Origin of the sequence: Cupriavidus sp. WS (assembly GCF_000395345.1) — a bacterium.
Classification (GTDB): Bacteria; Pseudomonadota; Gammaproteobacteria; order Burkholderiales; family Burkholderiaceae; genus Cupriavidus; species Cupriavidus basilensis_B.
This window is the reverse complement of the sequence record NZ_AQPL01000365.1, coordinates 1-24,870: the sequence shown is the minus strand read 5'-3', so window position 1 is coordinate 24,870 and position 24,870 is coordinate 1. Positions and strand designations below refer to the sequence as shown.

18 protein-coding genes are annotated in these 24,870 nt (G+C 63.8%); 17 read left to right on the top strand and 1 reads right to left on the bottom strand.

The features are described from left to right. From K206_RS0126570 to K206_RS0126505, 16 genes are all read left to right on the top strand, one after another. Nucleotides 1–764: flagellar M-ring protein FliF C-terminal domain-containing protein (locus tag K206_RS0126570; protein WP_020205412.1), on the top strand; the 764-nt coding region annotated here is incomplete at its 5' end. After that, nucleotides 751–1,260 carry a hypothetical protein gene (locus K206_RS43135; protein ID WP_155888248.1) on the top strand — a complete coding sequence of 170 codons (510 nt, stop codon included), beginning with the start codon at nucleotides 751–753 and terminating at the stop codon, nucleotides 1,258–1,260. The genes K206_RS0126570 and K206_RS43135, both read left to right, overlap by 14 nt. After that, entirely contained in the window at nucleotides 1,257–1,964 is a 708-nt protein-coding gene (locus K206_RS0126565) for a hypothetical protein (RefSeq protein WP_155888246.1), read from the top strand. The genes K206_RS43135 and K206_RS0126565 overlap by 4 nt, the downstream gene beginning before the upstream one ends. Next, the gene (locus K206_RS0126560; RefSeq protein ID WP_020205410.1) at nucleotides 1,957–3,276 is read left to right on the top strand and encodes a FliI/YscN family ATPase; all 1,320 of its coding nucleotides are present in this window, start codon (nucleotides 1,957–1,959) and stop codon (nucleotides 3,274–3,276) included. Before K206_RS0126565 ends, K206_RS0126560 begins: the two co-directional genes overlap by 8 nt. A 14-nt stretch (nucleotides 3,277–3,290) precedes the next feature. After that, the gene (locus K206_RS43130) at nucleotides 3,291–3,725 is read left to right on the top strand and encodes a hypothetical protein (protein WP_155888242.1); all 435 of its coding nucleotides are present in this window, start codon (nucleotides 3,291–3,293) and stop codon (nucleotides 3,723–3,725) included. Next, nucleotides 3,722–4,444 (top strand): hypothetical protein, encoded by a 723-nt coding sequence (locus K206_RS43125; RefSeq protein WP_155888240.1) that lies wholly within the window; start codon nucleotides 3,722–3,724, stop codon nucleotides 4,442–4,444. Before K206_RS43130 ends, K206_RS43125 begins: the two co-directional genes overlap by 4 nt. Then, a complete protein-coding gene (locus K206_RS0126550) occupies nucleotides 4,426–4,827 on the top strand; it encodes a flagellar hook assembly protein FlgD (RefSeq protein ID WP_020205409.1) in 402 nt (133 codons plus the stop codon). Before K206_RS43125 ends, K206_RS0126550 begins: the two co-directional genes overlap by 19 nt. A 38-nt stretch (nucleotides 4,828–4,865) precedes the next feature. Beyond that, nucleotides 4,866–6,056 carry a flagellar hook-basal body complex protein gene (locus tag K206_RS0126545; protein ID WP_020205408.1) on the top strand — a complete coding sequence of 397 codons (1,191 nt, stop codon included), beginning with the start codon at nucleotides 4,866–4,868 and terminating at the stop codon, nucleotides 6,054–6,056. Further along, the gene (locus K206_RS0126540; RefSeq protein ID WP_081651518.1) at nucleotides 6,053–6,868 is read left to right on the top strand and encodes a FliM/FliN family flagellar motor C-terminal domain-containing protein; all 816 of its coding nucleotides are present in this window, start codon (nucleotides 6,053–6,055) and stop codon (nucleotides 6,866–6,868) included. The genes K206_RS0126545 and K206_RS0126540 overlap by 4 nt, the downstream gene beginning before the upstream one ends. After that, nucleotides 6,865–7,185 (top strand): FliM/FliN family flagellar motor switch protein, encoded by a 321-nt coding sequence (locus tag K206_RS0126535; protein ID WP_020205406.1) that lies wholly within the window; start codon nucleotides 6,865–6,867, stop codon nucleotides 7,183–7,185. The genes K206_RS0126540 and K206_RS0126535 overlap by 4 nt, the downstream gene beginning before the upstream one ends. After that, nucleotides 7,185–7,532, top strand: coding sequence for a flagellar biosynthetic protein FliO (locus K206_RS0126530; protein WP_020423925.1), 348 nt, complete (start codon nucleotides 7,185–7,187; stop codon nucleotides 7,530–7,532). Before K206_RS0126535 ends, K206_RS0126530 begins: the two co-directional genes overlap by 1 nt. Further along, nucleotides 7,529–8,293, top strand: coding sequence for a flagellar type III secretion system pore protein FliP (gene fliP / locus K206_RS0126525; RefSeq protein ID WP_020423924.1), 765 nt, complete (start codon nucleotides 7,529–7,531; stop codon nucleotides 8,291–8,293). The genes K206_RS0126530 and fliP overlap by 4 nt, the downstream gene beginning before the upstream one ends. After that, nucleotides 8,290–9,087 (top strand): sigma-70 family RNA polymerase sigma factor, encoded by a 798-nt coding sequence (locus K206_RS0126520; RefSeq protein ID WP_020205403.1) that lies wholly within the window; start codon nucleotides 8,290–8,292, stop codon nucleotides 9,085–9,087. Before fliP ends, K206_RS0126520 begins: the two co-directional genes overlap by 4 nt. After that, entirely contained in the window at nucleotides 9,084–9,683 is a 600-nt protein-coding gene (locus K206_RS0126515) for a hypothetical protein (RefSeq protein ID WP_020205402.1), read from the top strand. Before K206_RS0126520 ends, K206_RS0126515 begins: the two co-directional genes overlap by 4 nt. Nucleotides 9,684–9,695: 12 nt before the next feature. Further along, complete coding sequence (locus K206_RS43120) at nucleotides 9,696–10,049, top strand: hypothetical protein (RefSeq protein ID WP_155888238.1); 354 nt, start codon at nucleotides 9,696–9,698, stop codon at nucleotides 10,047–10,049. Then, nucleotides 10,046–10,501, top strand: a complete 456-nt coding sequence (locus tag K206_RS0126505) for a lytic transglycosylase domain-containing protein (protein ID WP_231401685.1) — start codon at nucleotides 10,046–10,048, stop codon at nucleotides 10,499–10,501. The genes K206_RS43120 and K206_RS0126505 overlap by 4 nt, the downstream gene beginning before the upstream one ends. Before the next feature lie 236 nt (nucleotides 10,502–10,737). Here the strand turns inward: K206_RS0126505 and K206_RS41870 are convergent, their stop codons facing one another. Next, nucleotides 10,738–11,919 (bottom strand): tetratricopeptide repeat protein, encoded by a 1,182-nt coding sequence (locus tag K206_RS41870; protein WP_081651516.1) that lies wholly within the window; start codon nucleotides 11,917–11,919, stop codon nucleotides 10,738–10,740. A 79-nt stretch (nucleotides 11,920–11,998) separates the two neighbouring features. On the opposite strand from K206_RS41870, the gene K206_RS39355 reads away from it, so the two are divergent. Next, nucleotides 11,999–24,870 (top strand): carbohydrate-binding domain-containing protein (locus K206_RS39355; RefSeq protein WP_155888236.1); only part of this gene is annotated, 12,872 nt, incomplete at its 3' end.

Below are 24,870 nucleotides of genomic sequence, written 5' to 3'. Positions count from 1 at the left end.
TGGCGTTGGAACAGTACTATGCGCGCAAGATCCGGGCGCAGATCGAGCCACTGGCTCGTCCTGCGCCGTTCGTAGTCGCCGTCAACGCGGAACTGGACCCAGACAGTCGTCGCCTGAGCCGCGACGAGCAGGTGAGGGTCCCGCAGGGCCGCTGGAGGGATGGCGAGGCGGACCGGAGCGAGCCGCTGCCTTTGCCAGCCGGCGTCGGCGAAGCTGCAGGCAGCGATATTGGGGGGGCACGGCGCGCACCTCTGCCGGTATTCCAATCCTCGCAGGAAGAGAAGACGGCACGCCGGTTGGAGGAAACGGTCAGCGCACCGGGAGCGCTGCGGCGCCTGTCTGTCGGGATACTGGTGGAACGCGCGCTGGAGCCCGCGGAGCAGGAGCGCGTTCGCAACCTGGTGACAGTCGCTGCGGGGCTGGATTCACGGCGCGGCGATGTGGTTACTGTCGACGCGCATGAGCGACTGTCTGGCGAGCATGCGAGCGCATCGGATGACATCGCCGATATGCGGCATGGCGGCGCCGCACCGCGAACGCCTCCCCAAAAGGAGACGGCGGACAGGAATATCGAAAACCTGATGGTCCATGCCTCCGGCTTGGCGGCGCTGGCTGTCCTGATCTGCGCAGGGCTCTATGCCGGCCTGCGGCATTTTCTCAGGCGCGCTCCGCGCCAGCCGCGGCTGACCATGCAGCAACGCGAGGAGCACGTGCGGCGTCTGCGTGAATTGCTTGCCAGCGGGAGCGACGATGCTGCCGCATGAAAAGGCGCGCTCCCTGCGCCGTGCGGTGGCCAGGCTCGCCGAACTGTCGGCCGAGGACAGCGAGGCCGTCTTGGGGGCGTTGACGGCAGAGGAACGCCACATCCTTGCACCGCTGCTGGCCAAGGTGCATGGCGACGACGCCGCGGAGACTGCAAGGAGGCGCGAGCCGGACGCCGCTGCCGCGCAAGACGTCATCGATCCGCGTGGGGCGGATCTGTCGCAGGTGCGTGCATTGGTGCAAGGCTTGCCGCCCTGGCTGCAGTCATGCGCCGCCATGGCGCTGTCGCATCCGGCAGAAGGCGATGGGGTGTGCCAGCATGCACCGTCTTCGGAGGTGGCGATGACGCGCGCCACACGTGCTGCATTGGCGCAACAACTGCGGGATCTCGCGTTGCGTGAGCTTGTAGCGGAGCCAGCACGGTCGGATGGAACCGGCCGACCGCAAGATGGAACCTGGTGGCGCCGCCTTTTCCGCCGTCGCATGGGGCCATCGTGACACGCCTGCATAAAGCAATCGATGTGGCCATCGCGGAAGACCGCAAGCGCGTGACGCCGTCCGCGACGGAAAACTTACCGACGGGCGTAGCGCATGCCGGGGCGGTTGGCGGAGCCTTGGCGCGGCCCCGGGCCGGGCCGGATCCACGGCAAATCGAGTTGGCCACGCTGGCGGATGAACTGACGGCCTGCCGGGAAGAGGTTGCCGCTCGCGAAAAAGCGGCTTATGGCGAGGGGTCGAAGGCGGGGCTTGCGGCGGGCATGCGCATTGGCCGGGAGCAGGCTGATCAGGATGAGGCCGTGCGCATCGCCTTGATTGGCAAAGGCGTAGCCGCGGCCCGCGAAACACTGGCGGCGAAATTGACCAGTCTGGATGCAATGGCGGTAGCCGTGGCGGTAGCGGCGCTCGAGCGCATGCTTGGATCGTCCGCCGAGCGTGCCTCGCTGGTGGCCGAGATTGTGCGGCACCGCCTGGCGTTGCTGGGACGCAAGGCGGTGCTGGAGGTCGACATTTCCGCAGCGGATTTCCACGACGAAGCATTGTTGCGCGCGAGTCTTCCCGACGGCCAGTACGTGACGCTGCGGATCGATCCCGATCTGCCCTCTGGCGCCTGTCTGCTGCACACGGAGTTCGAGCACATGGATGCCGGTATCGATTCGCAACTGGCCGCGTTGCGAAAGTGCATCGAGGTGTCGAATGACTGACTCGGTGCATCCCGTGCTGCGCGCGCTGAGGGACTTCGATCCCGTGCCGCGCTTCGGCCTGGTTACTCGCCTGCGTGCCACCGCGATCGAGGCGGATGGCCCGCCGTCGGCGTTGGGCGCGGTATGCGAGATTGGGGCCAAGGATGGCTGCATCCGTGCCGAGGTTATCGGCGTCGAGCGAGGGCGCATTGTGCTGGCACCCTATGGATCGGCTGCCGCAGTGCGTCTTGGCGACCGGGTGCACAAGAGCCTTGGCGGCCATGGCGTGCGCGTTGGCGAGGGTTTTCTGGGGCGTGTTCTCGATCCCTTCGGCGTGCCGATCGATGGTGCTGGTTCGGTGGGCGGCGCCACGCGGCTACAGCCCTTGGCGGGTTATCCACCTGGCCCTCTCGACCGTTTGCCGCCGAGCGCCCGGCTTGACACCGGCATTCGCGCGCTGGATACGCTGCTGCCGCTTGCCAAGGGGCAGCGGGTTGGGCTTTTCGCTGGTAGCGGGGTGGGAAAGACCTCGCTTCTGGGTGGGCTGGCGCGTCATGTCGAGGCCGATCATTGCGTGCTGTGCTTGATCGGAGAGCGTGGCCGGGAGGCCGAGGAACTGTGGCGCGAGGCATTGCCGGAAGCCACGCGGCAGCGCTCGGTAATGGTGCTGGCCACCTCCGATCTTTCCGCCGCGCTGCGTGCGCGAGCCATGTGGACGGCATTGGCTCACGCCGAAGCGCTGTCGCAGCAAGGTGCCCATGTGCTGTTCCTGGTGGACTCGATCACGCGCTTCGCCATGGCGCTGCGGGAGATCGGTTTGTCGGCTGGCGAGCCGCCTACGGTACGGGCTTACCCACCGAGTGTGTTCGGCTTGCTGCCCAAGGTGGTGGAGCGTTGCGGGGTGTTCCGTGCACGCGGCGCCATCACGGCGATCATGACGATCCTTGCGGAATCCGACGAGATCGACGACCCGATGGCGGAGACGATGCGCTCGCTGCTCGACGGCCATATCGTGTTGTCACGCGATCTGGCCGAGCGAGGCCACTATCCCGCCATCGAGATCACGCGCAGCGTCAGCCGGGCGGCACAGCGAGTGGAGACGCCGCAGGACACCGCTTTGCGGCTGGAAGCTGTCTCGTTGCTGGCGTGCTACGAGGGTGCGAAGCTGCTGGTCGAATCCGGTGCTTATGCGGCAGGCAGCGATTCCCTGACCGACCGTGCAATCGAGCTGTACCCGGCTTTGCTCGAGTTCCTGCGCCAGGATCTGGGTGAGGCGGTCCCGGCCAGCACCGCGAGCGCGACGTTGATGCGCGTGCTGAAGGGGGCGCGGTGAAGGCATGGAAGGCTTTGCCGGTACTCGCCGCCATCATGCGGCTGCGCGAACAGGAACGCGAGCGTGCCCAGGCTGTGGTACGAGGAGCGCGGTCGAATCTGGCGGGTGCCACGGTACGGAGGCTCGCATGCAGCGGCGAGCTGGCACGCCAGGGCACGGCCTGGCATGCAGGGGTGTTGCCGGGCGCAGAACTCGATCCGCTGGCGCTGGGCAACTGGAATGCTGTCCTGGACTGCTCACGCAGCCGTGAAGCCAGCGCGATTGCCGACGAGGCCGAGGCGCGCCGCTGTCTGCAGGTTGCGCTGACAGGACTGGCTGCTGCCCAGGCGCGGCTGCAGGCGGTTAGCACGATGCAGAAGAAAGGCCGCAGGATATTGCGGCATCAGAACGACATGGCGCTTCAGCGGCGGCTTGAAGATCGATGGGCGTCACGGCAGGAGGAGGAATGAAAATCGCGTCGACGATGCAGGTGATACCCCTGGAAAGGCGCGTGGGGGATACATCCGCACATGGAGATTTCCAGCAATTGCTGCATAGCATGGAGCAGCGCATGTGGGATGCGCAGCGGGGAGCGAGACGACCCGGCAGTGGGGGTGGAACCTTGCCGTTCCCACATGCTGTTGGTATTGCGCGGTTGCAGCGGGGCAGCCCGCCGCGCGTGCCTGACCAGCAGCAGGACATCCCGTTGCTCATGCCCGGGATACGCGTGTCCGCGCGCGACGCCGGGAAAGCGATGCCGTCCACGTCGGGCGGCACCATGCGCGCGGCGCGGGGCGATGCACTGCACGGTGTGTCCGGAGGACTGCCTCTCGCGCTGCCATGTGCACTCCCGATCTTGCGTCGCGAGCCGGGCGGCGTCGGCTCCGATACTCAAGCCCAGTCCAGGGCATGCGGCGCGGCCTTGTCTATGTCGGCAGCGGAGCATCGAGCGCGAAGGCTTTTCGCGGTGCATGGCACTGCCGAGGCACAAGTCACCGTTGCTCGGCAGGGCGATACCGTGCGGCTGCTGGTGCGGGTACCGCCGCTGGCGCCGGCTGATGCGACGCGCTTGCGGGATCGTGTCCGCGCCGAGTGTGGGCGATATGGCGTGCACCTCGACGAAGCGTGCATCAATGGCAGCTTCATCGATTTTTCTTCAGGAGAATTTCCATGGCGATTGGCGCGATAAACAGCGGCATCGATACTCGCATCGATTCGCTTGGGCTGGATATGCAGTCGCTGCTCAGGATCATCCTGACGCAGTTGACGTATCAGGATCCGCTCAAGCCAGTCGACAATTTCGAGTTCATCTCGCAACTGGCTCAATTCACCAGCCTCGAGCAATCCCGTCAACTGAGCGAAAAGGTGGACAGCCTCCTGTCTCTGCAATCGGCCACCCAGACCATCGGACTGCTCGGCAAGGAAGTCGGTTTCCAATCCGAGAGTGGCCTGATCGACGGGAAAGTCACCGCGGTCAGCTTTGCCGGTACCCAGCCCGCGCTTACCGTGCAGACGGCCGACGGCGCTTACTTGACCGACATCGGCTTGTCCCAGATCTCCCAGGTTCGCTAGATCCGGATCGGAAGACGGTCAATCATCAGGAGTACATCATGCTGGATGCGGTACAAATCGGACTGTCGGGCTTGCAGACGTACTCGCGTGGCTTGCAGACCATCAGCAACAACGTTGCCAATATGAATACGCCGGGTTTCAAGGGCGCGATTCCACGTTTTAGCGATCTCTATTACGGCACGCCATCGGATGCGACCGGCCGGTTCAGGGACGCGCAACCTCGCTTCGGCTCCGGGGTGAGCTATCTGCAGAGCTATCTGAATTTTGCCGCCGGCGATCTGCGCGACAGTGACGGTCCCCTGGATCTGGGCGTTTCCGGCGCCGGTTTTCTGACCATGCTGGGGGGCGAAGGTCCCCGCTATGCGCGGACCGGACAATTCCGTGTGGCTGACGATGGCCGTATCGTGGACAGCAATACCGGCATGCAATTGGGGATCCTGGCAGCGGACGGCACGGTGCAGGGCGCATCGGTGGCAGGCCGGCAGTGGAGCCCGCCGCGAACGACAACCACGTTGAAATTCACCGACAACTTGTCGAGTGGATCGGAAGATCACATGCTGCAGAGCATCAGCGTGTTCGATGCCAACGGGAACGCTCGCGCTCTGACGATACGATTCACCCATGACGATGAAGCGGCGACGCAGTGGAAGGTCGCGGTGGAATCCGCAGAGGGAGGCAATCTCTATACCGGCATGCTGCCATTCGTCGGCGGCATGCCACAGCCGGGCCAGGAAAAGTTGCAGGCGATGCTCGCTTTTGACGATGGCACGCGGATGCCGCTGGAACTCGATTTTTCCAGTGGCGTGACAGGATTTTCGGCAGGTACGGCGTCGACGCTGCGGGTGGCCGGCAATGACGGATACGCCGCCGGAACGATCTCCGCCTTCTCGGTGGATGATGCCGGCCAATTGACGCTGCAATATTCCAACGGCCAGGAAGGCAAGCTCGGCCTGGTGGCGCTGGCGCAGTTTTCGGATCGTCAGCGTTTGATCCAGCACGACAAAGGCCTGTTCGAGGCACCCTCGGGAATGCAGGCACGCTTTTCGTCGGGTGCTTCCAATGCCGCGGGCCACGTGAAGTCCGGTGTCATCGAGGCATCCAATGTGGATCTGTCCGCCGAGTTCGGACAATTGATCCTGGTGCAAAGAGGTTTCCAGGCATCGTCACAAGTCATCAGTACTGCCAACGAAATGCTGCTCCAGTTGTTCCAGCTCAGGGGCCAGACATGACCGCCGCGGCAAGACCGTGGAGATGGCTGGGCAGCCGCGAACTGGCAGCGGTCCATGCATGTGCCGAGACCGTCGTTCATGCTTGGGGAGAAAACTGGTTCGGCCTGCCGGCGACGCTCGGCGAAATAGCCAGGATGGATCCCACGGCCACACTCGGCGTCGAACTGGATGAATGTTCGGCGCGCTGCGATGCCGCCATGCGGATCTGCGCCACGGCGGGACATGCCGTGGCGCGGCGGGCATTGCAGATGCCTGTGCCAGGCGAGCCAGCCGAAACGACTGGCGTGCGGCTGCTGGCTGGTCTGCAGTCCGTCGTCATGGATGACCTAGCCATGCGCCTTGCCGATGCTTTTTCTTTCGAGTCCAGAGGCATGGCGTCCGCAAGCGCGATCACGGATTTGCCGCGGCGCGTGCCGGAGGGCGGGGTGAGGATGACCGTCGAGGTGGGCGAGATGCGTCTGCTCCGTGCGCAACTTGGTTTGACCATGTTTCCTGCCGCTCCGGAGGCGCCGTCGAAGCGTTCGGGAAGGACTGCGCTTGCCACGCCGGTGGAAGCGCTGGGGCGGACCACCATCGCGCTCGATGCCGTGCTTGCTTGCGTCCGTCTGCCGCTGGCGCAGATCGCTGATATGGAGCCTGGCGATGTGATCGAGCTCGATTGCCTGCTCGACGCGCCGGCGGCGCTGCGCGTCGCGGGCACAAGTGAGTGCATTGCCCACGGCCATCTTCGGCGCAACGCGAGGCACCTGGCGCTACAACTCGACGCAGCGGGCGGGAGTGCTGCCGACTTACTTCAGCAGGCCACATCATGAGCATTCAGAAAGCCACTATCACACCGCTGGAATTCGACGAGACAGCGGCTATCGCTCAGGCGCCGGAAGGGCGGGGCATGATCGATCTTCGACTTGTAAAGGATGTCGTCGTCGATCTCGAGGTCTACCTGGGCAGCGCTACGTTGACGGTGGAGGCGCTGCTTGCGCTGGAAAAGGGTATCGCACTCACATTGGACGCGGCGCTCGACGAGCCGGTAGCGCTGCGCCTGAACGGTAAGACGGTTGCCCGCGGCCAATTGGTGGCAATCGGCGACCATTTCGGTATTCAGTTGACGGAACTTGTGGAGAAGCGCTGATGCCCGCCGCATCGACCCCGGCATCGGCTCGCGGCTGGCCTGATCTGGCGCCGCCTCCGCCCGTGCTTCCCGATCTGTCGCTGGTGGGCATTTCCCTCTTGCTCTGCCTGGCGCTTGCCGTGGCCGTTATTCTGTGGCTCCATCGGCGCAAGCAGGCGGGCTCGGCAGGTGCGCGCCTGCCTGCTCAATTGCAGTCGCTGGCGTCGTTGCCGCTGGGCAGGCACGGAACGCTCTACCTGGTTCGTTGCCAGGCGCACACATTGCTGATCGCGGCGGACGCAAGGGGGATCGTATCGGTCAGCACGTTGGCGCCGACCGGTGTCGCCGCGGCGGAGCCGTTGGCATGAGGCGCACAGTTTGGCCTGCCTTCGGCGTGGTGTTGGTGCTGGCGCTGTTCGCCGGCTTGGCGCATGCCGGGACCGGCGCTTTGCTGCCCGCGCTCGGGAGCCGGACGGCTCAGATGTCGCAAAGCGCCGGTGAGGCTGTGTCGGGGCCGATGCGCACGGCGATCCTGCTCACCTTCCTTAGCCTGGGACCGGCGGTCGTGGTGTCGATGACGGCCTTTACCCGCATTGTCATCGTCCTGTCGATGATTCGCCATGCCTTTGGCATGCCAGAGACACCCCCTACCGCGGTGCTGATCAGCCTGGGATTGTTCCTGACGCTCTTCACCATGATGCCTACGGTGGCCGCGGTGAATCAGGATGCGCTGCAGCCATTCCTCCAGGGTCAGATGGAAATGCCGGTCGCGCTCGAGCGTGCCGCCGCCCCGATGCGGGACTTCATGCTGCGCCAAGTGAGGCAGGAGGACCTTCGTCTGATGTACGAATTGTCGCATCAGCCGCCGCCGCCGTCGCCCGATGCCGTCAGCCTGGTGCAACTGACGCCGGCGTTCATCCTGAACGAATTGCGCGTGGCATTTCAGATCGGTTTCGTGGTGCTGTTGCCGTTCCTGCTGATCGACCTGGTGGTCTCGAGCATTCTGCTCGCGCTGGGTATGTTGATGGTTCCTCCGTCGACCATCGCTTTGCCGCTGAAGGTCCTGATGTTTGTGCTGATCGACGGCTGGGCCCTCGTATTGCGCGGTGTACTGGGTAGCTTCAAATGACTGAAGGGTATGAGTCGGCCGGCGCGGCAGACTCCGCCGCCATGCCCGCGGTTGATGCCGAAGAGGGAATGCTCTGGCAGACGCTCCGCCAGGTGCCGGATGGCGCTCCTGGCAGGGCCGCGGCCCGCGAGGCGCTGCTGCAGCACTATCTTCCCTATGCCCGGGCGCTGAGCATGCAGCTCTACCGCAATCGATTCGGCAATGATGCGGAGTTCCGCGATTACTGCCAGTTTGCCATTGTTGGCCTGCTCGAATCGATCGACCGTTTCGATCCAGCGCGGGGAGCCTCGTTCAAGACGTTCAGCACGCCACGGATCCGGGGCGCCATGTTGAATGGCATCGAGACCGTCAGTGACAGGCACGAGCAGGCGATGCTTGGCGCGCGGCTGCGAAGCGAGCGGCTGGCGTCGTTGACGGACGGGAGAGCCGTGCGCAGCAGGCTTCCGCAGGCGTTCGCCACCATTTGCGAGGTGGCGGTGGCGGCTGCGATTGGCTTCATGCTGGAAGATACGGGAATGTACGATGCGCAGGATGTCGCGCAGGACACTTCCTGTCACGGCTACCGCAAGGTGGTATGGCGGCAGGCTCGCGCCTCGATGCAGGCCGCGGTACGCAGTCTGGGCGAACGGGAACGCAAGGTGATTACCTATCACTACTTTCATGGCCTGGTTTTTGATCAGATCGCCGATATCATGGGCGTGACGAAAGGCCGGATCTCGCAACTGCATCGGAGTGCTCTGCTGTCGTTGCGCAAGCGGCTGCACGGTGAAACGGACAAGGAGTGGCAAGAATGACGAACGATTCGGAAAATGCATGCTGCGATGACGCCGATCTGGATATCCTGGTGAATGCCCTGCGCACGGGGCAGGCTGACGACCTGACGCGCATCGATGAGGCGTTGGCCGTGTGGCCCGGCGATCATCGCCTGTGGGTTCTCAAAGGAGCGGTGCTTGCCGCCGGGCGGTTGCACGACGGTGCGCGGCAGTCGTTCCGCACGGCGCTGGAGAGGGCCCCTGGCTTTGCGCCTGCTGCCTTCTTCCTTGGCTTGCTCGAAATGTTCGACTCGCAACCGGAAGCGGCTGCGGCGGCGTGGCGTGCGCTGGATCCGCTCCCAGCGGATAGCAGCATGCGGATCTTCCGCGATGGCATGCTGGCTCTTGCCGAGAATCGTTTCGACCAGGCTGCAGCGCTGATCGAGCGTGGCCTGCGTGGCAATCGCGAGTTGCCGGAACTGAACGACTATTTTCGCGCGGTACTTGCTTCGCTGTCTTCGGAGGCGGAGCGCGCCGGGCGGTCGGCGGAGGCCAAGATGCCGGAGCCCGACCAGGATCAGGACGTACTTCGCCGTCTTATGCTGGCCCGCTATTCTGCGGATTCCACCCGCCACTAGCGACTGTCCCTCATGCAACCTGTTTCCATTCTGGACCAAGTGGTCATCCAGCTCCGCCGCCAACTGGAGGCGCGCGATCGAAGGCCCGCCGGCACAGGCCCTGCGGCGTCTGCCTCTCCATCCGGCGCGGTTTCTTTGCCAGGTGCTGTCGGAGCGGCATCCGCCGCAGTGCAAGAGGCTGGCGGAGATGCCTATGGAATCGGGCGCATTGCCGTGGAGCAGATGCTCGGCGCGGAGTTTGGGCCAGAAGTCGTCAACGATGCCGAATTCCAGCAGGTGGTCGATCAGGTGACTGGCATGCTGCGTGCCGATTCCGCGCTCTGGGACGAATTCATGGCGGTGCTGGACACCCTCGCCAGGCGATGATGATCACCCTTGCGAATCCTGTGTGGCGAGGCGCTTGCGTGCTGCTTGTTTTTCTTGCTTGCGGTTGCGGCAGGGCCTTGGCGGAGGACGACTGTCTCGGCGAGGCGGCGCGCTACCACAAGGTCAATGACGTGGTATTGCGAGCGATTGCCATGCAGGAGAGCGGCATGCGTCCGCGCACTCAGAGCAGAAACGCCAATGGCACGGACGATATCGGTATGATGGGTATCAATTCGGTCCATCTCCCGATGCTGGCGCGCCATGGCATTTCGCGCGGCGCACTGCTCGATGCCTGCATCAATGCCTATGTGGCCGCCTGGTACCTGCGCGGCAAGATCCTCAAGCACGGCAACAGTTGGCAGGCCGTGGGCGCGTACCATTCGGAAACCCCGGCGTTGCGCGATGCCTATGCGCAACGCATCCGCAGCCGCATTGCCGAGACTCGGCCCTAGAAGTCATTTCAAGAAGATCCTGGCGTCGTTGCGGGGCACGGCAAGTATCTTTGTACTGTCTGCGGCCCCGCCCTTGCAGGGCGCATGCGCGCTGGCAGGCGCGCATCGCTGCGCAGGCGGATCACTGCATGATCCTTCCTTGCATGCAACAACCTCGACGCTGCGGGAGGGCACGCAGACCACCGAAGCGGTTCGGCGTCCGCGGCGTTGCCGGCGATGACGGCCTGTATCCAGTATCAGTGCTTGTCGGCGCGCGCGGAGTACCGGGCCACTGCCTGCAGCACAGTGGGGCCACCAGGCGCTGTGCGCTGGTCGAGCGCCTGGGCGATGATCTCTTCAGCCCGCGCGCGGTCGCCATCGGCCTGGAGCAGGAGGCTCTCGGCCAGCAGGACCGACAGGCTAGTCGGTCCCAGCCGCTTGCCGGCGCGCGCGTGGTGTTCTGCCCGTTCGCGCTGGCCGTCTTGCAGCAGGCACACTGCCATGCTGCCATGCGCCTCGGGGAAATTCCGATCGATGTCCAGTGCCTGCCCGAGGCGGTTCAGTGCGGTGGGGAGATTGCCGCCCAGCAAATGGGCCCATCCCGCGGCTACCCATGACCCGGCATGTCTGGGTAGCAGGTCCGCGGCGCGATCGAGCTGCTGTGCTGCCTCGGCATATCGCTTGCTGGCGAGCGAGACCAGTCCGGCGCCCAGCCAGGCGCGCCCATGGCGCGGTGTCATGTGTCTTGCCGCCTCGAATGCGGGCGTGGCCTGCTCGAGTTCCCCTTGCTCGAGATTCAGCCAACCGCGCGCCACCATCGCATCATCGTTGTTTCCGGCAAGCGTGGCGAAACGGGCGGCATCGTTGCCGCGGTCCATGTCGAGACAAAGCAGGGCCAGTGCGCCAGCGCCCTCGGCCGTCAGCGTCTGCTCGGCCAGCCATTGCTCCCCTTCCGCCAGAGCTGTCTCCAATTGGCCGGTGCGATGCAGGAGTCTGAGCCGCAATTGCTGAGCGTTGGCGGAATTGCCCACTAGATCAGCGGGCAAGGCTGCTAGCGCATCCTGATATTGCTGCTGACAGGCCAGGGCATAGGCAAGGTCATGGCGGACGGCGACGTCAGCCTGCCCGCCGGCAAGCAGGATGTGAAACAGCGCTGTGGCTTGTTGCAGTTCGCCAATTGCGAGCAGCGTTTGACCGAGCAGATGCGTCATGGCAGGTGCGGGTGGCCGTGGCGCGTCCTCGGCGACAAGCAGGGCGCGGCATAGCGAGTAGTCCTGTTCTGAAAATGCCATCTGTGCGGTGTCGAAGCGCAGATTGGGATTTGTTGGATCTTTCTCGAGAAAACCCAGAAGCCGCTGCAGACGTTGAGAGTGTTGCATGGTGTCCAGACGGTGAATAGGCAGGCAGTCAGCGTACCCAAGAACGGTGCCGGCGTCCACGGTTCCATATCCATCATTGGCGCGAGAACGGCGTGGATGGGCGGGTCACTAAACAAGATCATCGAAGACTGGATAAGTAATGAAGAAGCGTGAGGCAAATTGCCCCGCGCTGCTTTCACGACCGAGCCGGTCGGCACGCTTACAGGATGCCAAGATGGTTGCGATTGTCACGGGAAACGGATTGGGAATTCGGACAGGGTCGAGTTTCGTGCTGGGGGGCCGCGGCCAGCTCGGCGAAGCCGCCCTTGGGCGCGGCGGCGACAAGATTTACGTCAATGCGAAGACCGGCAATCTGCACATCAAGCATCTCGATGCGACGTTGATGGGTGTCGGCTCAGGCGTGGAGCTGACGCGGGCGTACAACAGCCTGGGGCTGATGAATGACGACAACGGCGACAACTGGCAACCCGGCCAGTTCCGTGTGGCGGGACTGGTGTCCGGCGCGGTCGGCACGGCGGGCAGCGTTGCGCGCCGCGTCGATTGGGATGGCTCCGAGGTCCTGTATGGCTGGGATGCGGGCAAAGGCTGCTACGTGGCCAGCGAAATGGCGGGGGCGAGGGATACGCTGACGTTCGATGCCAGCACCAGGCAGTGGCGCTGGAAGGGCGGTGCCGATGGCGTGACGGAAGTCTACGACGGCGGCAATGGCGGCCGCGTGTTGTCGCGGGCCGACCTCAGCGGCAACACCGTGAGCTATGCCTATAACGCGGCTGGCTATCTTGGCAGCGTGCGTACCGCCAACGGCGAGAGCATCTACCTGGACTACACGGGCAAGCTGTTGACTCGCTTGCGCAGTGAGGCGAAGAGTTCCGACGGTGCGCAGGCCGTGCGCACCATCGTGCGCTATCAATACGATGCCAGCGGCCGGCTGAGCCGGGTTGGGGTGGACGTGAGCCCGGACGACGACAGCGTGGCGGATGGCAAGGAATACTGGACGACCTATGCCTATGACGGGGCCAGCAGCAGAGTCAACCGGACCGAGCAGTCCGACGGTACCCGGCTCGAAATCTCCTATGTCGAGATGGGTGGCATCTATCGGGTGGGATCGATCCGCGAAACCGTGGACGGCACGGCGCGTAGCACTACCTTTGCCTACGGAGCGGATGGCAAGGCCACCGAGGTCGTCGACAATCTGGGTCAGAAGACCACGCTGGCATATGATGCCCAGGGTCGCCTGACCCAGGTTCGGACACCCGGCGCCGGCGGTGTGCCGGATACCGTCAGCTACGCCTACGATGCGCGCGGCAACGTGACATCCGCTACCGATGCACTGGGCCGGACGGTCAGTTACCTGTATGACAACAACGGCAATCTCGCCGTGCAGCGCGACCAAGCCGGCAATACGATTCGTCGTAGCTATGGCGAGGCAAACCTGCTGATGTCGGAGACCACGTACCTGGTGCCGGACCCGGATGGGGCGGGCGCGGGTCAACCCGGCAAGCCGCTGACGGTGCGCTACGTCTACGACAAGCAGTCGCGCCTGCGCTTTGCGCTGAGCGCGGAGGGGCGCGTCAGCGAATACCGATACGACGGTTTCGGGCAGCGTGTCACCGCCATCCAGTATCAGGCACGCTGCTATGACGTCTCCACGCTGCCGGTCGATGCCGTTCTGAGCGAGAGCCAGTTGCAGGCATGGGCGCTCGCACAGCCGGGCAACCAGACTCGCCGCACCGATACGGCCTACGATTTTCGCGGCAACGTGGCGCGCGTCACTGAGTACGGCGCCGTCCGGCCGGACGGCGTGGGCATCGCGAGCGCGGGCAGCGCAACAGTGACCACGCTGTATGTCTATGACCAGGCGGGGCGCTTGCTTGAACGCCGTTCGCTCTCGTCGGCATCGGGACAATCCGAGCGCTTCGTCTACGATGGCCTGGGGAGGCTGCAGAATGTCACCAGCGCCACCGGCGCGTTGACGCTGTACCAGTATGACGACGCCGGCCGCAAGACCACGGTGACGCTGGCCAATGGGCTGGCCAGGACCTCGCTGTTCAACCAGGCGGGCGAACTCGTGTCGCTGACGGAATCCGGTGCAGGCGTCCAGACATCGGTCAGCAGGCGGTTCTACGATGGCCTGGGGCGACTTCGCATCGTGCTCGACGAACGCAAGGCTCGTTCCCAGGTGCTGTATGACGAGGCGGGTCGCAAGGCGGCAGAGATCAATTCGGAGGGTGCGTTCACCGAGTATGTCTACGATCGCAGTGGCAATCTCGCCAGGACGATCCACTACGCTACGCGGCTGACAACTGCCCAGCGCGCGGTGCTGTTCGACGCCACCAGCGGGAAACCCATCGAGCGCAAGGACGGTGCGCTGCTGACGATCGAAAACGCCAGCATCAGGCCGGCGGCGTCCGCGCAGGACCGCGTGGACTATCGATTCTATGATGCTGCCGGCCGCCTGTACAGGACGGTCGATGGAGCCGGATCGGTGGTGGAATACCGCTACGACGGTGCTTCGCGCCTCGTGGCGACGCTTGCCTATGCGCGGCAAATCGATATGGCGGCATTTGCCGCGGATCCGGTTGTCACCCGGGCGACCCCCGTTGCGGATGCCGCCGACAGGCTTACCAGGCAGTTCTATGACGGCGACGGCAAGCTCACCGGCCAGCTCGATGCCGAAGGCTACCTCACCGAGTATCGCTACGATGCTGCGGGCAACAGGACACACAGCATAGCCTACGCAACGGCCATCGGCGGCGCCCAGCGCGCGGCGGAGACCCTGGCGGGACTGAAAGCCACGGCGAGCGCGATGGATATCCGGCAGTTCTTCTTCTACGATGCGCGAGGCAATCTCACCTCGGCCGTGGATGGCGAAGGCTACCTCACCAGTTATCGCTATGACGAGACTGGCAGGCTGGCCGGGAAGGTGGAAGGCGGCCGCGTCGATCCGGCACAGTTCACCGCGCCGCAAACGGTACCGCTGACCTTTCAGGCGCGCGGCTCGGTTGCCAATGGCGAGTGGCCGACACTTGAGGTATGGGTGGACGGCAAGAAAATCACCACGCTCACCATTGATGTCATCGAGTCCGCGAACTACACGGTAAACGTGCCGGATGTCGTGCCGTTCGCCACGCACGAGATTGCGCTGGTGTTCGCCAACGACCTGTTGACTGCCACCGAGGATCGCAATGTCTGGGTGCGCAACGTCAAATTCGGCGCGCGTTCTCTGGAGGCCGGGGTCGATACCTCGGTTTTCGACCAGGGTGTGGGCGCTGCCGCATTCGATGGGCTGGCCGTCTCAGTCACCGCGGTTGGCGGGGCCAAGACGATAAGCCGTGGCGGCGCGGTGCGCTGGGCCGTGGATCCCGCCGCCACGCTGGCCGCCTTTGCGAAGATGCCAGCGAATCCGCGCCGGACAGCGTATAGCTACGACGCGGATGGTCGCTTGCTGACCACTACCCGCTATCTTGCCGGTGGGGCGACGGAGTCCGACACGGTGGCATACGATGCGGTCGGAAACAAGCTCGCGGAGACGGTCGCCGGGCAGACCGTGCGCTGGCGTCGCGACGCCCAGGGCCGCGTGGTCCAGGAACTCTTCGGCGAAGGTAGCGCGGCACTGGCCGCGCTTGGGAATGGCGCCCCACAAGCAGATCAGGATGCCATATGGTCCGCTTGGGCAACTTCCTATGCCTACGATATCGCGGGGCGCCGCATCTCGGCGACGAATGCCAACGGTATCCGTACCCTGTACTACTACAACAACATCGGACAATTGGCCTATACGGTCAACGGCGCGGGAGAACACGTCGGATATCTGTACGATGGCTTGTCTCGCTTGATCGAGACCCGTATCTATATCAACCGATTGGACGCCGCCGGACTGGCGGCTTTGACTGGTGGCGCGATAACCACCGGCTTTACCGATCTGATTCAGGCTGCCGGCGGAAAGTACACCAACAACAAGATCACCTACGGCAAGCAAGGTGCCGTCGAGCAGACCACCGATGCGCTTGCAAAGGCGACCAGATTCAGCTACAACGCCTTCGGCGAACTGGCCGGCACGATCTCGCCGGCAGTTGGAGGCCAATCCCGCCAGGCCACGCGCGCGTATGACCGGCGCGGCCTGCTGCTCGTCAGTACCGCGGACGCGGCGGAGGGTGGCCTGAAGCTCTCCACCCGGACCGTCTATGACGCCTTCGGCCGGGCCACCCAGATCACCTTGCCCAACGGCGCGGTGCGCAAGCAGGCCTACGATCGGAACGGCAGGGTGATTGCCGTCACCGATGCGCTCGGCCAGCAGACGGGCATGAGTTATGACGCATTCGGCAATGTGCTGACGCAGACCGACCGGCTCGGCAACATTACCCGCTACGCCTATTCGGCCTTCGAGCGCGAGCTGAAGATGACCACGCCGGAAGGGCTGGTCACCACTACCACGCGCAACGCGCGCGGGCAGACCATCGCGGTGCAGGACCCATTGGGCAACCGGACAGAGTACAGCTATGACGCAGACGGTCGGCTGCTGACCACCAGACAGGCTGCCGGCGCGCTCGATCTGGTCAGTAGCCAACGCTACGACCGGGCGGGCCAGTTGACCGAGAGCATCGATCCGAATGGCAACAAAGTGGCGCTTGCCTACGATGCGGCCAGCCGGCTGCTGACGCGCACTGTCGATCCTGGCGGCCTGGCGCTGGTTACGACCTACGCCTACGACAGCAGCGGCCGCGTGGTGAGGGCGACCGATCCGGGCGGCATGGTGACGGAAACCACCTACGACGCCAATGGCCGTTCGGTCAAGGTCGTGGTGGACCAGGGTACCGGCACGCTCGCCCTCACCACGGCGATGAGCTATGACGACGCCGGCAATGTGGTCAGGATCGTCGAGGGAAGCGGCAGCCCGGCGGCGCGCACGACGGTCCATGTCTACGATGGCGTGGGGCGGCGCATCGAGTCCGCGGTGGATCCGACCGGACTGAACCTGGTAACGCGATATGCCTACGACGCCGCGGGCAATGTGACCGCGCGCACCGATGCGGCCGGGAACGTGACCCGCTACGTTCATGACGGCGAAGGCCGCGTGATCTATGTGGTTGACGCCACCGGCGGCGTGTTACGGCAGGAATACGATGCCGAGGGTCGCCTCGCGACCCGCAGCGCTTATGCCAGGCGCATTTCGCTATCCGGATTCGGCTTGACGTTGAGTTCGACAGAAGTGGCGGGCCGCGTCGCGCCAGACACGAGTGCCGACCGCGTGGAGCGCTGGGTGTACGACAAGGATGGCCGGCTGCGCTACAGCATCGACGGCCGCGGCTACGTCGAACAGCGGATCTATGACAAGGGGGGCAACGTTGTCTGGCATGCGCGCTATGGCGGCGAACTCGTTTCCCCCGAGGTGTTGACGCCGGCAACCGTGGCGGCGGCAGTCACGGCGCAGGGGCTCTCCGCCCTTCTCACCAATAGAGTCACGCGCTATGTGTTCGATGCAGCGGGCCGGCAGACCTTCAAGATCACCGGCGGGCAGGTTACCGAATACCGCTATGACAAGGCGGGCAGTTTGCTCGCCACGGTGGCCTATGCGACTCGCTACGCCACTTCAGACAATCCGAGCGATGCCGCCATGCGTGCGTGGCTGGCAACCGGCAGCAACAGCGCCGATGCACGGGTCAGCCAGAGCCGTTACGATGCCGCCAACCGGCTGAAGTATGAGGTGGACGCTGCCGGATACGTCACGCAGTACGATCGCGACGAGGCTGGCCGGACGGTCCGTACAGTCCGCTACGCCAGCGCCGTCAAGGTGTCGGACGGCACGACCTCCGCTTCGTTGGCGGCGGCGCTGGCGTCGCAGCCACCGGCATCCGCCGCGCTAACCGAATCGCGCTACGATCGTGCCGGCAGGCTGTTCGAATCGGTCGACGCAGGCGGGGTGGTCACGCGCTTCGAACGGGATGCACTGGGGCAAGCGACAAAAACGTTCGAGGCCTTTGGCACGGTGGACGAGTCAGTGACGTTGCGGCGCTACGATCGCGCGGGCCGGCTCTACAATGAAACGCTCGGCTATGGCAGGCCGGAAGCCTCTTCGACCTTGTATGAGTATGACGCCTTGGGACGTCTGACCCGGCGCATCGATCCGCTCGGCCATGAGCTTAGCGAATCCAACAGCAACTGGGCGCTCGGCGAACGCAAGGCGATGGGCATGGTCGGTGCCGATGGCAATGTGCTCGTTGCCACCGCATTGAGCGCCCAACAGAAGGAACTGCTGCGTTCCCGTCATGCCACCAGCTTCCAGTACGATGCGCTGGGCCATGTCGTGATGGAAACGGATGCGCTCGGCGGCACGCGCAGGACCGAATACAACGCCTTCGGCAACGCCGTCAAGGTGGTGGACCCATTGGGCAACGCCGGATATTTCTACTACGACCGGCAAGGCAATAATGTCCTCCAGGTGGATCCGGAGGGTTTTGTCACGGCCACCGCCTACACGGTATTCGGAGAGGTCGGCACAGTCACGCGCCATGTCAATCGTGTCGTGGGCAGCGTGAGCGCCGCTGTACCGCCAGAGATGCGCACCGCGCCGGCCGAGACGGCGACGACTCCCTATTTGCTTGTTGCCAGCGAGCAGGACGCTACCACCAGTTTCGTTCGAGACCAGTTCGGGCGGCTGACCCGGAGTACCGACGCGCTCGGGAAATACGAGAGCTTCGGCTATGACGGCTTCGGCAACCGCGTCAGCTATCGCAACAAGCTCGGTTGCGTCACCAGCTATCAATATGATGCGCGCGGGTTGTTGATCCGGGAAACCTTGCCCATTACCTCGCGCAACGCGGCCGGCGTCGCGGTTGCCGTTGTCAATAGCTACGGTTATGACGCGCGTGGTAATCGCACGCTTGTCGTTGAAGCCGATGGGCTGCCGGAGCAGCGCAAGACGACATATCAGTTCGACGCCATGAACCGCGAGATCAAGCGAACGTTCGGCGCGGTGCCGCTTTATTCGTTGAGTACACATGCGGAGACACCTGCCACGCTGTCGGAATCGCGTGCCTATGACGCGCGCGGCAACCTGATCCGGGTCACTGCCAAGGACGGTGGAGTCACCACCTCGTACTATGACGCGATCGGCAGAAAGAGCGCAGAGATCTCGGCATTGGGACAACTGACGCAGTGGAGCTACAACCGCAGCGGCGATGTGACCGTCGTGCGGACCTATGGCGACCCGGTGGCAGTGCCCGCGGATCGTGCCTTGCCGCAGCCCGTCAATACTGCGAACGCCAGGGCGACTCTCTATAGCTATGATGCCAACCACCGGCAGATCGAGACGCGTGTCAAAGGCATTACCTTCGGCAGGCGCGATCCCGCCAGTGGAAATTATCAGAAAGGCGTGACCGACGTCGTTACCCGCACGCAATACGATGCCAACGGCAACGCGGTGTTGGTCACAGACGCCAACGGCGGCGAGACTTACTCCTTCTACAACAGATCGGGTGAACTGATTCTCACGGTGGACCCGGAGCGCTATGGTGTGGCCTATGTGCGGGACGCGAACGGCAACGCCTTGCGGGAGACCCGCTTTGCCACGCAATTTGGCAATCCCGTCACTACCCAGAGCGATGGCGCGGCGCTCATTCAGCAGTGGACTATCGCCGGGGCGGACCGTATCACGTTGTATACCTACGACAAGAATGGCCGCGTTCTCAGCGAAGGCCGCCAGAACGTGGAGTACTGGACGGTCGGCTCCAACGGCGCGCTCAGCGGTACCAACAAGGGAGCGGCAATCATCTGGTACAGCTATGACGGCCTCGGCAACGTCACCGGGCGGACCGATGGCAATGCCAGCCGCAGCAACTGGGCCTACGATGCGATTGGCCGTCGCGTGAAGGAAACGTTGCCGCTGTTCGACACCGAAGCGGCAACCGGCGTGCGGATGGTCACCGACTATGAGTACGATGGCCTTGGCAACGTGGTGCGTGAGATTCGCCGGGGAGCGGACAACAGCTCGGAGGCCGACGACCAGATCACCCTGTATGCCTATGGCTCCCTGGGCCGCCTAGCCCGGCGTGTCGATCCTCAGGGCAACGTAGTGCGCTATGGCTATGATCGCGCGGGCAACGTCAATGCCGTCATCACCGAACGGCTGGACGCCGACGGCACCAAATGGCTCGAAGAAACCGGCATTGCCTACGATCTTGCCGGCCGCGAGACCAGCCGCCGTATGGCCGTGCTCAATGCCTCGGCCAACACATGGAGCACCAAGCCAGTCACGGAGACGCGCTACAACCTCTATGGCGAGATGACCGGCCAGCGCGTGGGCGGCGGCAACGCGGCCGGCGTGTGGCAGAAGGTCAGCGAATACGACCAGATGGGGCGCGTGTGGCGGACCAACGCCGGCGCGGGCGTGACCAAGGTCTATCTTTACGATGCCATGGGCAACGCCACGGCGGAGTTCGAGTCGCAGACCCTGGATCTGAACTCGCTGTCGCTGGACCAGATTCTGGCCAGTCCGCAAGTGATGCGTACCGTCGTGGTCTATGACAAGCGCAATCAGATACTGGAGCGGATCACGCCACAGATGAATGTGTCGGGAACCGGTGCCACGCTGCAGGCACGCAACGTGAACATGGTCACCGGGAGTTTCGACAATGTCACGGCGAAGATCGGGGCCTCGCAGGCAGGTTCGACCGGCAGCCTGCGGGAACTGAATAATCTCTCCGATATTGCGGCCAGCAGCAAGCCGCGTGTGACGACGTCGTTTGACGTTGGCTACACCATGTCGGAAAACAATGTCGTACAACGCGCTTGGGTAAATTCCATGCGTGTGACGGTTCCCGATCGGATCAAGGAGTTTCTTGGGGCGGACAAGCTGACGGTCAGGGTGAGTTATCGCTTCATGGGGAGCGGCTGGCGTTCCAATCCGATTTTTTCGGATACTCCCTTTTCCGATAGCCAGAACAAGCCGGAGTCGACTGTAAGTCAGATATACACCGGGGGATCGGCGATTAACATCCCGTTGAACTGGAGCAGCAATGGCGGCGGGACGACGCTGCTTTACGAGAAACTTTCACTTCAGTACACCATTTATTTCGATGTCGAGTCCAATGGAGTCTCGGATCCGGGCGTGATGAGCTTCCGCTCGGATAACATCAAATTCATCGAGACGGCGAACGGCCCCAACAATTCCCGTAGCACGACGTATTACCCCACTGACACGCCGGCGGTGGCAGGTGACCGCGTGTCCAATCTGCTCCAGCTTCACACCAGCGACAATGCCCAGGCCACCGATGTCTACTATCGGCAAAAGGGCGCCACGGGTTCCTTCGCCAAGCTGTCCAAGGTATCTGTCAACGGACACAGCTACGCCCAGCTGAACGGCCTGGCGACCGGCAACTACGAGATCCTCCTGGTCTCCACCAAGCCGGGCGGCGGCTTCGAGCGCTTTACACGCTATGACCTTTCGCGTGACGCAGGCAGCCAGACCAATACTTTGAGGAAAGTCAGTCATGGCAACAACGTGCGCGGTACTGGTTATCAGCTCACCGCGACCGGAGGCTTCGTATTCAATGCGGGGGTTCTGACATGCTATGACTTGCGCACGGCAGGCGGCGTCAAGCCGGCGAAGGTTGCCATCCGCTATCGGCCGCTCGGGTCGTCCGGCGCGTACAGCGCCACGACACTGGCAGTCCCGGACATCAATAGTGGATACAGCTGGAATGTATCGGGACTGGCGAGCGGTGACTACGAGGTGATCTTCGACCTCAAGAATGCCGACAACGCACTGCTCGACACCATGCGAGGCACGCTTACCGTTGGCGGCTCGCCGAACCTGGTGCTGAACTACGTCAAGAGCCTGCCCAGCAGCGTCGTCTTCAGCAACCTGAGTACGCAGACGAAGAGTCTCGAGATTCTCTATCGCCGCTCCGGATCGACTGGCGCGTTTTCACGGCAGACCCTCGCATCGTCCGGCAGTTCGTCGCTGGCTTGGGACGCGAGCGCTCTGGTGCCGGACAACTCGCTGCTGTACGACTACGAGATCGAATACGTGGCTCGAGACCAGGATGGCTTTGTCGTCAATCGCGGTGTGGGGCGCATGACGCTGGGTGCCACGGGGCAGGCCAACAGCATCACGATAGCGGGGAGCACGCGGCCGCCGGTGCTGGCCTTCACGCCACTCGCCGGCAGCACCCGGCTGGAACTCTATTATCGGGTCGCCGACCCGGATGGCAAGCGCGACTTCACGAAGGTGCTCCTGAATGCGCTGCCATCGGGCGCATTCAAATGGGATGCCAGCCTGCTCGATCCCGCCCGGACCTATGAATACTATTACGACGCATTTTCCGGCGCCAGCAATCTCGGCCGCAGTACCGGCACGTTCAAGCCGGATGTCAGGGATGCCTCCAACGGAAAGAACCAATCGGTGCAATATGTCCTGGAGGGCTTGTACGAGAAGGGGGTGACGATCCATCGAAAGCAGACGCGGAATGCATATGGCGAAGTCATCAGTGAAGTCGATGGGCGCGGAAATACAACGCAGTTTGTCTACAACACGCAGGGCGCGCTGATCCGCAAGGTCGACGCCCGGACCTCGATCACCAACGAAGCCGGAGTCAAGCAGACCGTGGCGCCCACCACGTACTACTACGTGGATCGCGCCGCGCAGACGGTGGGTACGCGCGATGCGAACGGGTATGTGAATACGCGGCGGCTCAGTTACGGCATGCCTGAACCGGTTGTGATCCAGCAATGGAACGCGGGTAGCCTCAACGAGAGCGCGCCCGGCGGTGGCACGCGGCTGATGCGTTACGACATCTTCGGCAATCGTGTCGCGGAGATCGATGAACTGGGTCGTCGCACAGACTATCGTTACGACAGCAATAATCGGCTGATTCGCGTCGAACGTCCAGCGCAGGCCGACGGCAGCCGCCTTGTCGATCAGTATCAGTACGATTCTCTCGGCAATCGCATTGTCACGACGGATGCTTCGGGCGGCCGCACGCGTACCTACTATGACGAAATCGGCCGTGTGATCAAGCAGGTCAGCGCGGCCGGGCGGGCTACGCAATATAGCTATGCCTACGACAAGACCGTTCTCGGCGCCGGCGGGGCGCAGGTTGGCGGCTGGAAGATCACCACGACCCAGGCGGACGGCAGGACGCTGGTGGATCAGCAGGACATCGACGGCCGCACAAGCTGGCACAGCGACCTCGGCGGCCGCAAGTTCGTCTACAACTACAACTGGGCGGGTCTGGTGTCGGGGCAGACATCCAGCAATGGGCAGAACATCGCCTTCGAATACTACGCCAACGGCCTGACGAAGACGGTCCGGGATCTCGCCATCAAGACTGTCTCCAGCTATGAGTATGACGAAGACGGCAACCGCACCTTCGAGGGTTACTACGACGCCGGCAGAAACCGGGTGTTCCAGCATGCCTACATCGAGTACGACGCGCTGAATCGCATCAAGCGGATCAAGGACAGTGGCCAGCCTGGCGACGCGCCCGAGAAGAGCCGCTACACGGTGGATTACGAATATGACGCGGTAGGCAACCGTCGGCGCATGGTGGCAACGTACCGTGACACGGTGGCGGGCAAAGCCTCGGTGCAGAACTACTGGTATCGCTACGATGCGCAGAACCGCTTCGTAGTGACCATGGGCAAGCTGGAAGGCGGCAAGATCGTCGGCGGGGCAAGTGGTGACGGCGTGGAGCTCGGTTACAACGCGGCCGGGGAGCGCAAGTCGGCGTTCTACGCGAGCGACCAGCGCACAGAACGCTACGAGTACGACAGCAATGGCCGGTTGACGCAGGTGATGCTCAACGGAAAGCTGGTGAGCGAGCGCACGCTGGACGCGCTGGGCCGCGTGCGGGTGTATCAGACGTGGAACACGGCCGGTGCGTGGACTTCGACGACCACGCGCGCGTGGGATGCGGACGGCGCGCAGACGAGCGAGGCGGTGCGGCACCTGAATGACAAGAGCCAGGAAGTCCGCAGCGATGCCACATACGTCAACAACGCCGATGGGAGCGTACAGTCGATTACCACCAGCACGACAGTGGCGGGCGGCAGCGCCAGCACGCAGACGCTGAACTACACCTACGAGCAATGGGACAGCGCAAAGCAGAAGACGATCAAGCTGGGTACCGGTTGGGCCGATAGCAGTTCGCTGTTCGAATACGACGTCAACGGTCACCTGAGGAGTGCGGTGGACGTCAACGGCGGACGCAAGTTCGACTACGACACGGACAGCGACGGGCGGGTGCTGAACCGGCAGGAATACCTTGGCGTCACGGTAAAGGATGGCAAGGTGGTCAGCGCGACGTCGAATCGCTACCGGCAGTATTACTACGCAAACGGCCACCGCGTCGGCAATGCGGGCACGGACGAATCGGAGCGTGCGGACTACGTGCAGGAACTGGCACGGATAACGGCGGCGCCGGAATCCAAGCTGGAGTCGTACAAGCGGTTCAAGCCGGTGATGTCGGCGGATTTTGATGAGAACTATCAGCCGATCACGGGCAATTACCCGGCGGTGACGCCGGGCAGCTACACGGTGCGCGGCGGGGACACGCTGCGCTCGGTGGCACAGGCGGTGTGGGGCGACGCGGCGCTGTGGTATGTGCTGGCGGATGCCAACGGACTGTCGGCGGACGAAGCGCTGAAGCCGAACACGACGCTGGTGATTCCGAACAAGGTCACCAACATCCACAACACGGCGCAGACCTTCAAGCCGTACCAGGCGGGCCAGGGCGTGGGGGACGCCTCGCCGACGATGCTGGATCCGCCGCCGCCGCCGCAACCGAAGGGAGGAGGCGGGTGTGGTGGCATAGCGAGTGTGATCGCGGTGGTCATCGCGGTCGTGGTGGTCGCGGTGGTGACGGTGTACACGAGCGGCACGGGGACGGCGCCGACGATGCAAGCGCTGGGCGGGGCGGGCGCGGGCGTGACGGGAAGTGGGGCTGCGGCCGGCGGTGCAGTTGCTGGCGCGGCGGCGAGTGCTCCATTGTCGCTGGGTGCCTCGATCGGCTA

Excerpts from the sequence above, each read along its gene's own strand:
- K206_RS43135 (WP_155888248.1), top strand. The coding sequence starts at position 751 with ATGCTGCCGCATGAAAAGGCGCGCTCCCTGCGCCGTGCGGTGGCCAGG.
- K206_RS0126560 (WP_020205410.1), top strand. The coding sequence starts at position 1,957 with ATGACTGACTCGGTGCATCCCGTGCTGCGCGCGCTGAGGGACTTCGAT.
- K206_RS43125 (WP_155888240.1), top strand. The coding sequence starts at position 3,722 with ATGAAAATCGCGTCGACGATGCAGGTGATACCCCTGGAAAGGCGCGTG.
- K206_RS0126550 (WP_020205409.1), top strand. The coding sequence starts at position 4,426 with ATGGCGATTGGCGCGATAAACAGCGGCATCGATACTCGCATCGATTCG.
- K206_RS0126545 (WP_020205408.1), top strand. The coding sequence starts at position 4,866 with ATGCTGGATGCGGTACAAATCGGACTGTCGGGCTTGCAGACGTACTCG.
- K206_RS0126540 (WP_081651518.1), top strand. The coding sequence starts at position 6,053 with ATGACCGCCGCGGCAAGACCGTGGAGATGGCTGGGCAGCCGCGAACTG.
- K206_RS0126535 (WP_020205406.1), top strand. The coding sequence starts at position 6,865 with ATGAGCATTCAGAAAGCCACTATCACACCGCTGGAATTCGACGAGACA.
- K206_RS0126530 (WP_020423925.1), top strand. The coding sequence starts at position 7,185 with ATGCCCGCCGCATCGACCCCGGCATCGGCTCGCGGCTGGCCTGATCTG.
- fliP (WP_020423924.1), top strand. The coding sequence starts at position 7,529 with ATGAGGCGCACAGTTTGGCCTGCCTTCGGCGTGGTGTTGGTGCTGGCG.
- K206_RS0126520 (WP_020205403.1), top strand. The coding sequence starts at position 8,290 with ATGACTGAAGGGTATGAGTCGGCCGGCGCGGCAGACTCCGCCGCCATG.
- K206_RS0126515 (WP_020205402.1), top strand. The coding sequence starts at position 9,084 with ATGACGAACGATTCGGAAAATGCATGCTGCGATGACGCCGATCTGGAT.
- K206_RS43120 (WP_155888238.1), top strand. The coding sequence starts at position 9,696 with ATGCAACCTGTTTCCATTCTGGACCAAGTGGTCATCCAGCTCCGCCGC.
- K206_RS0126505 (WP_231401685.1), top strand. The coding sequence starts at position 10,046 with ATGATGATCACCCTTGCGAATCCTGTGTGGCGAGGCGCTTGCGTGCTG.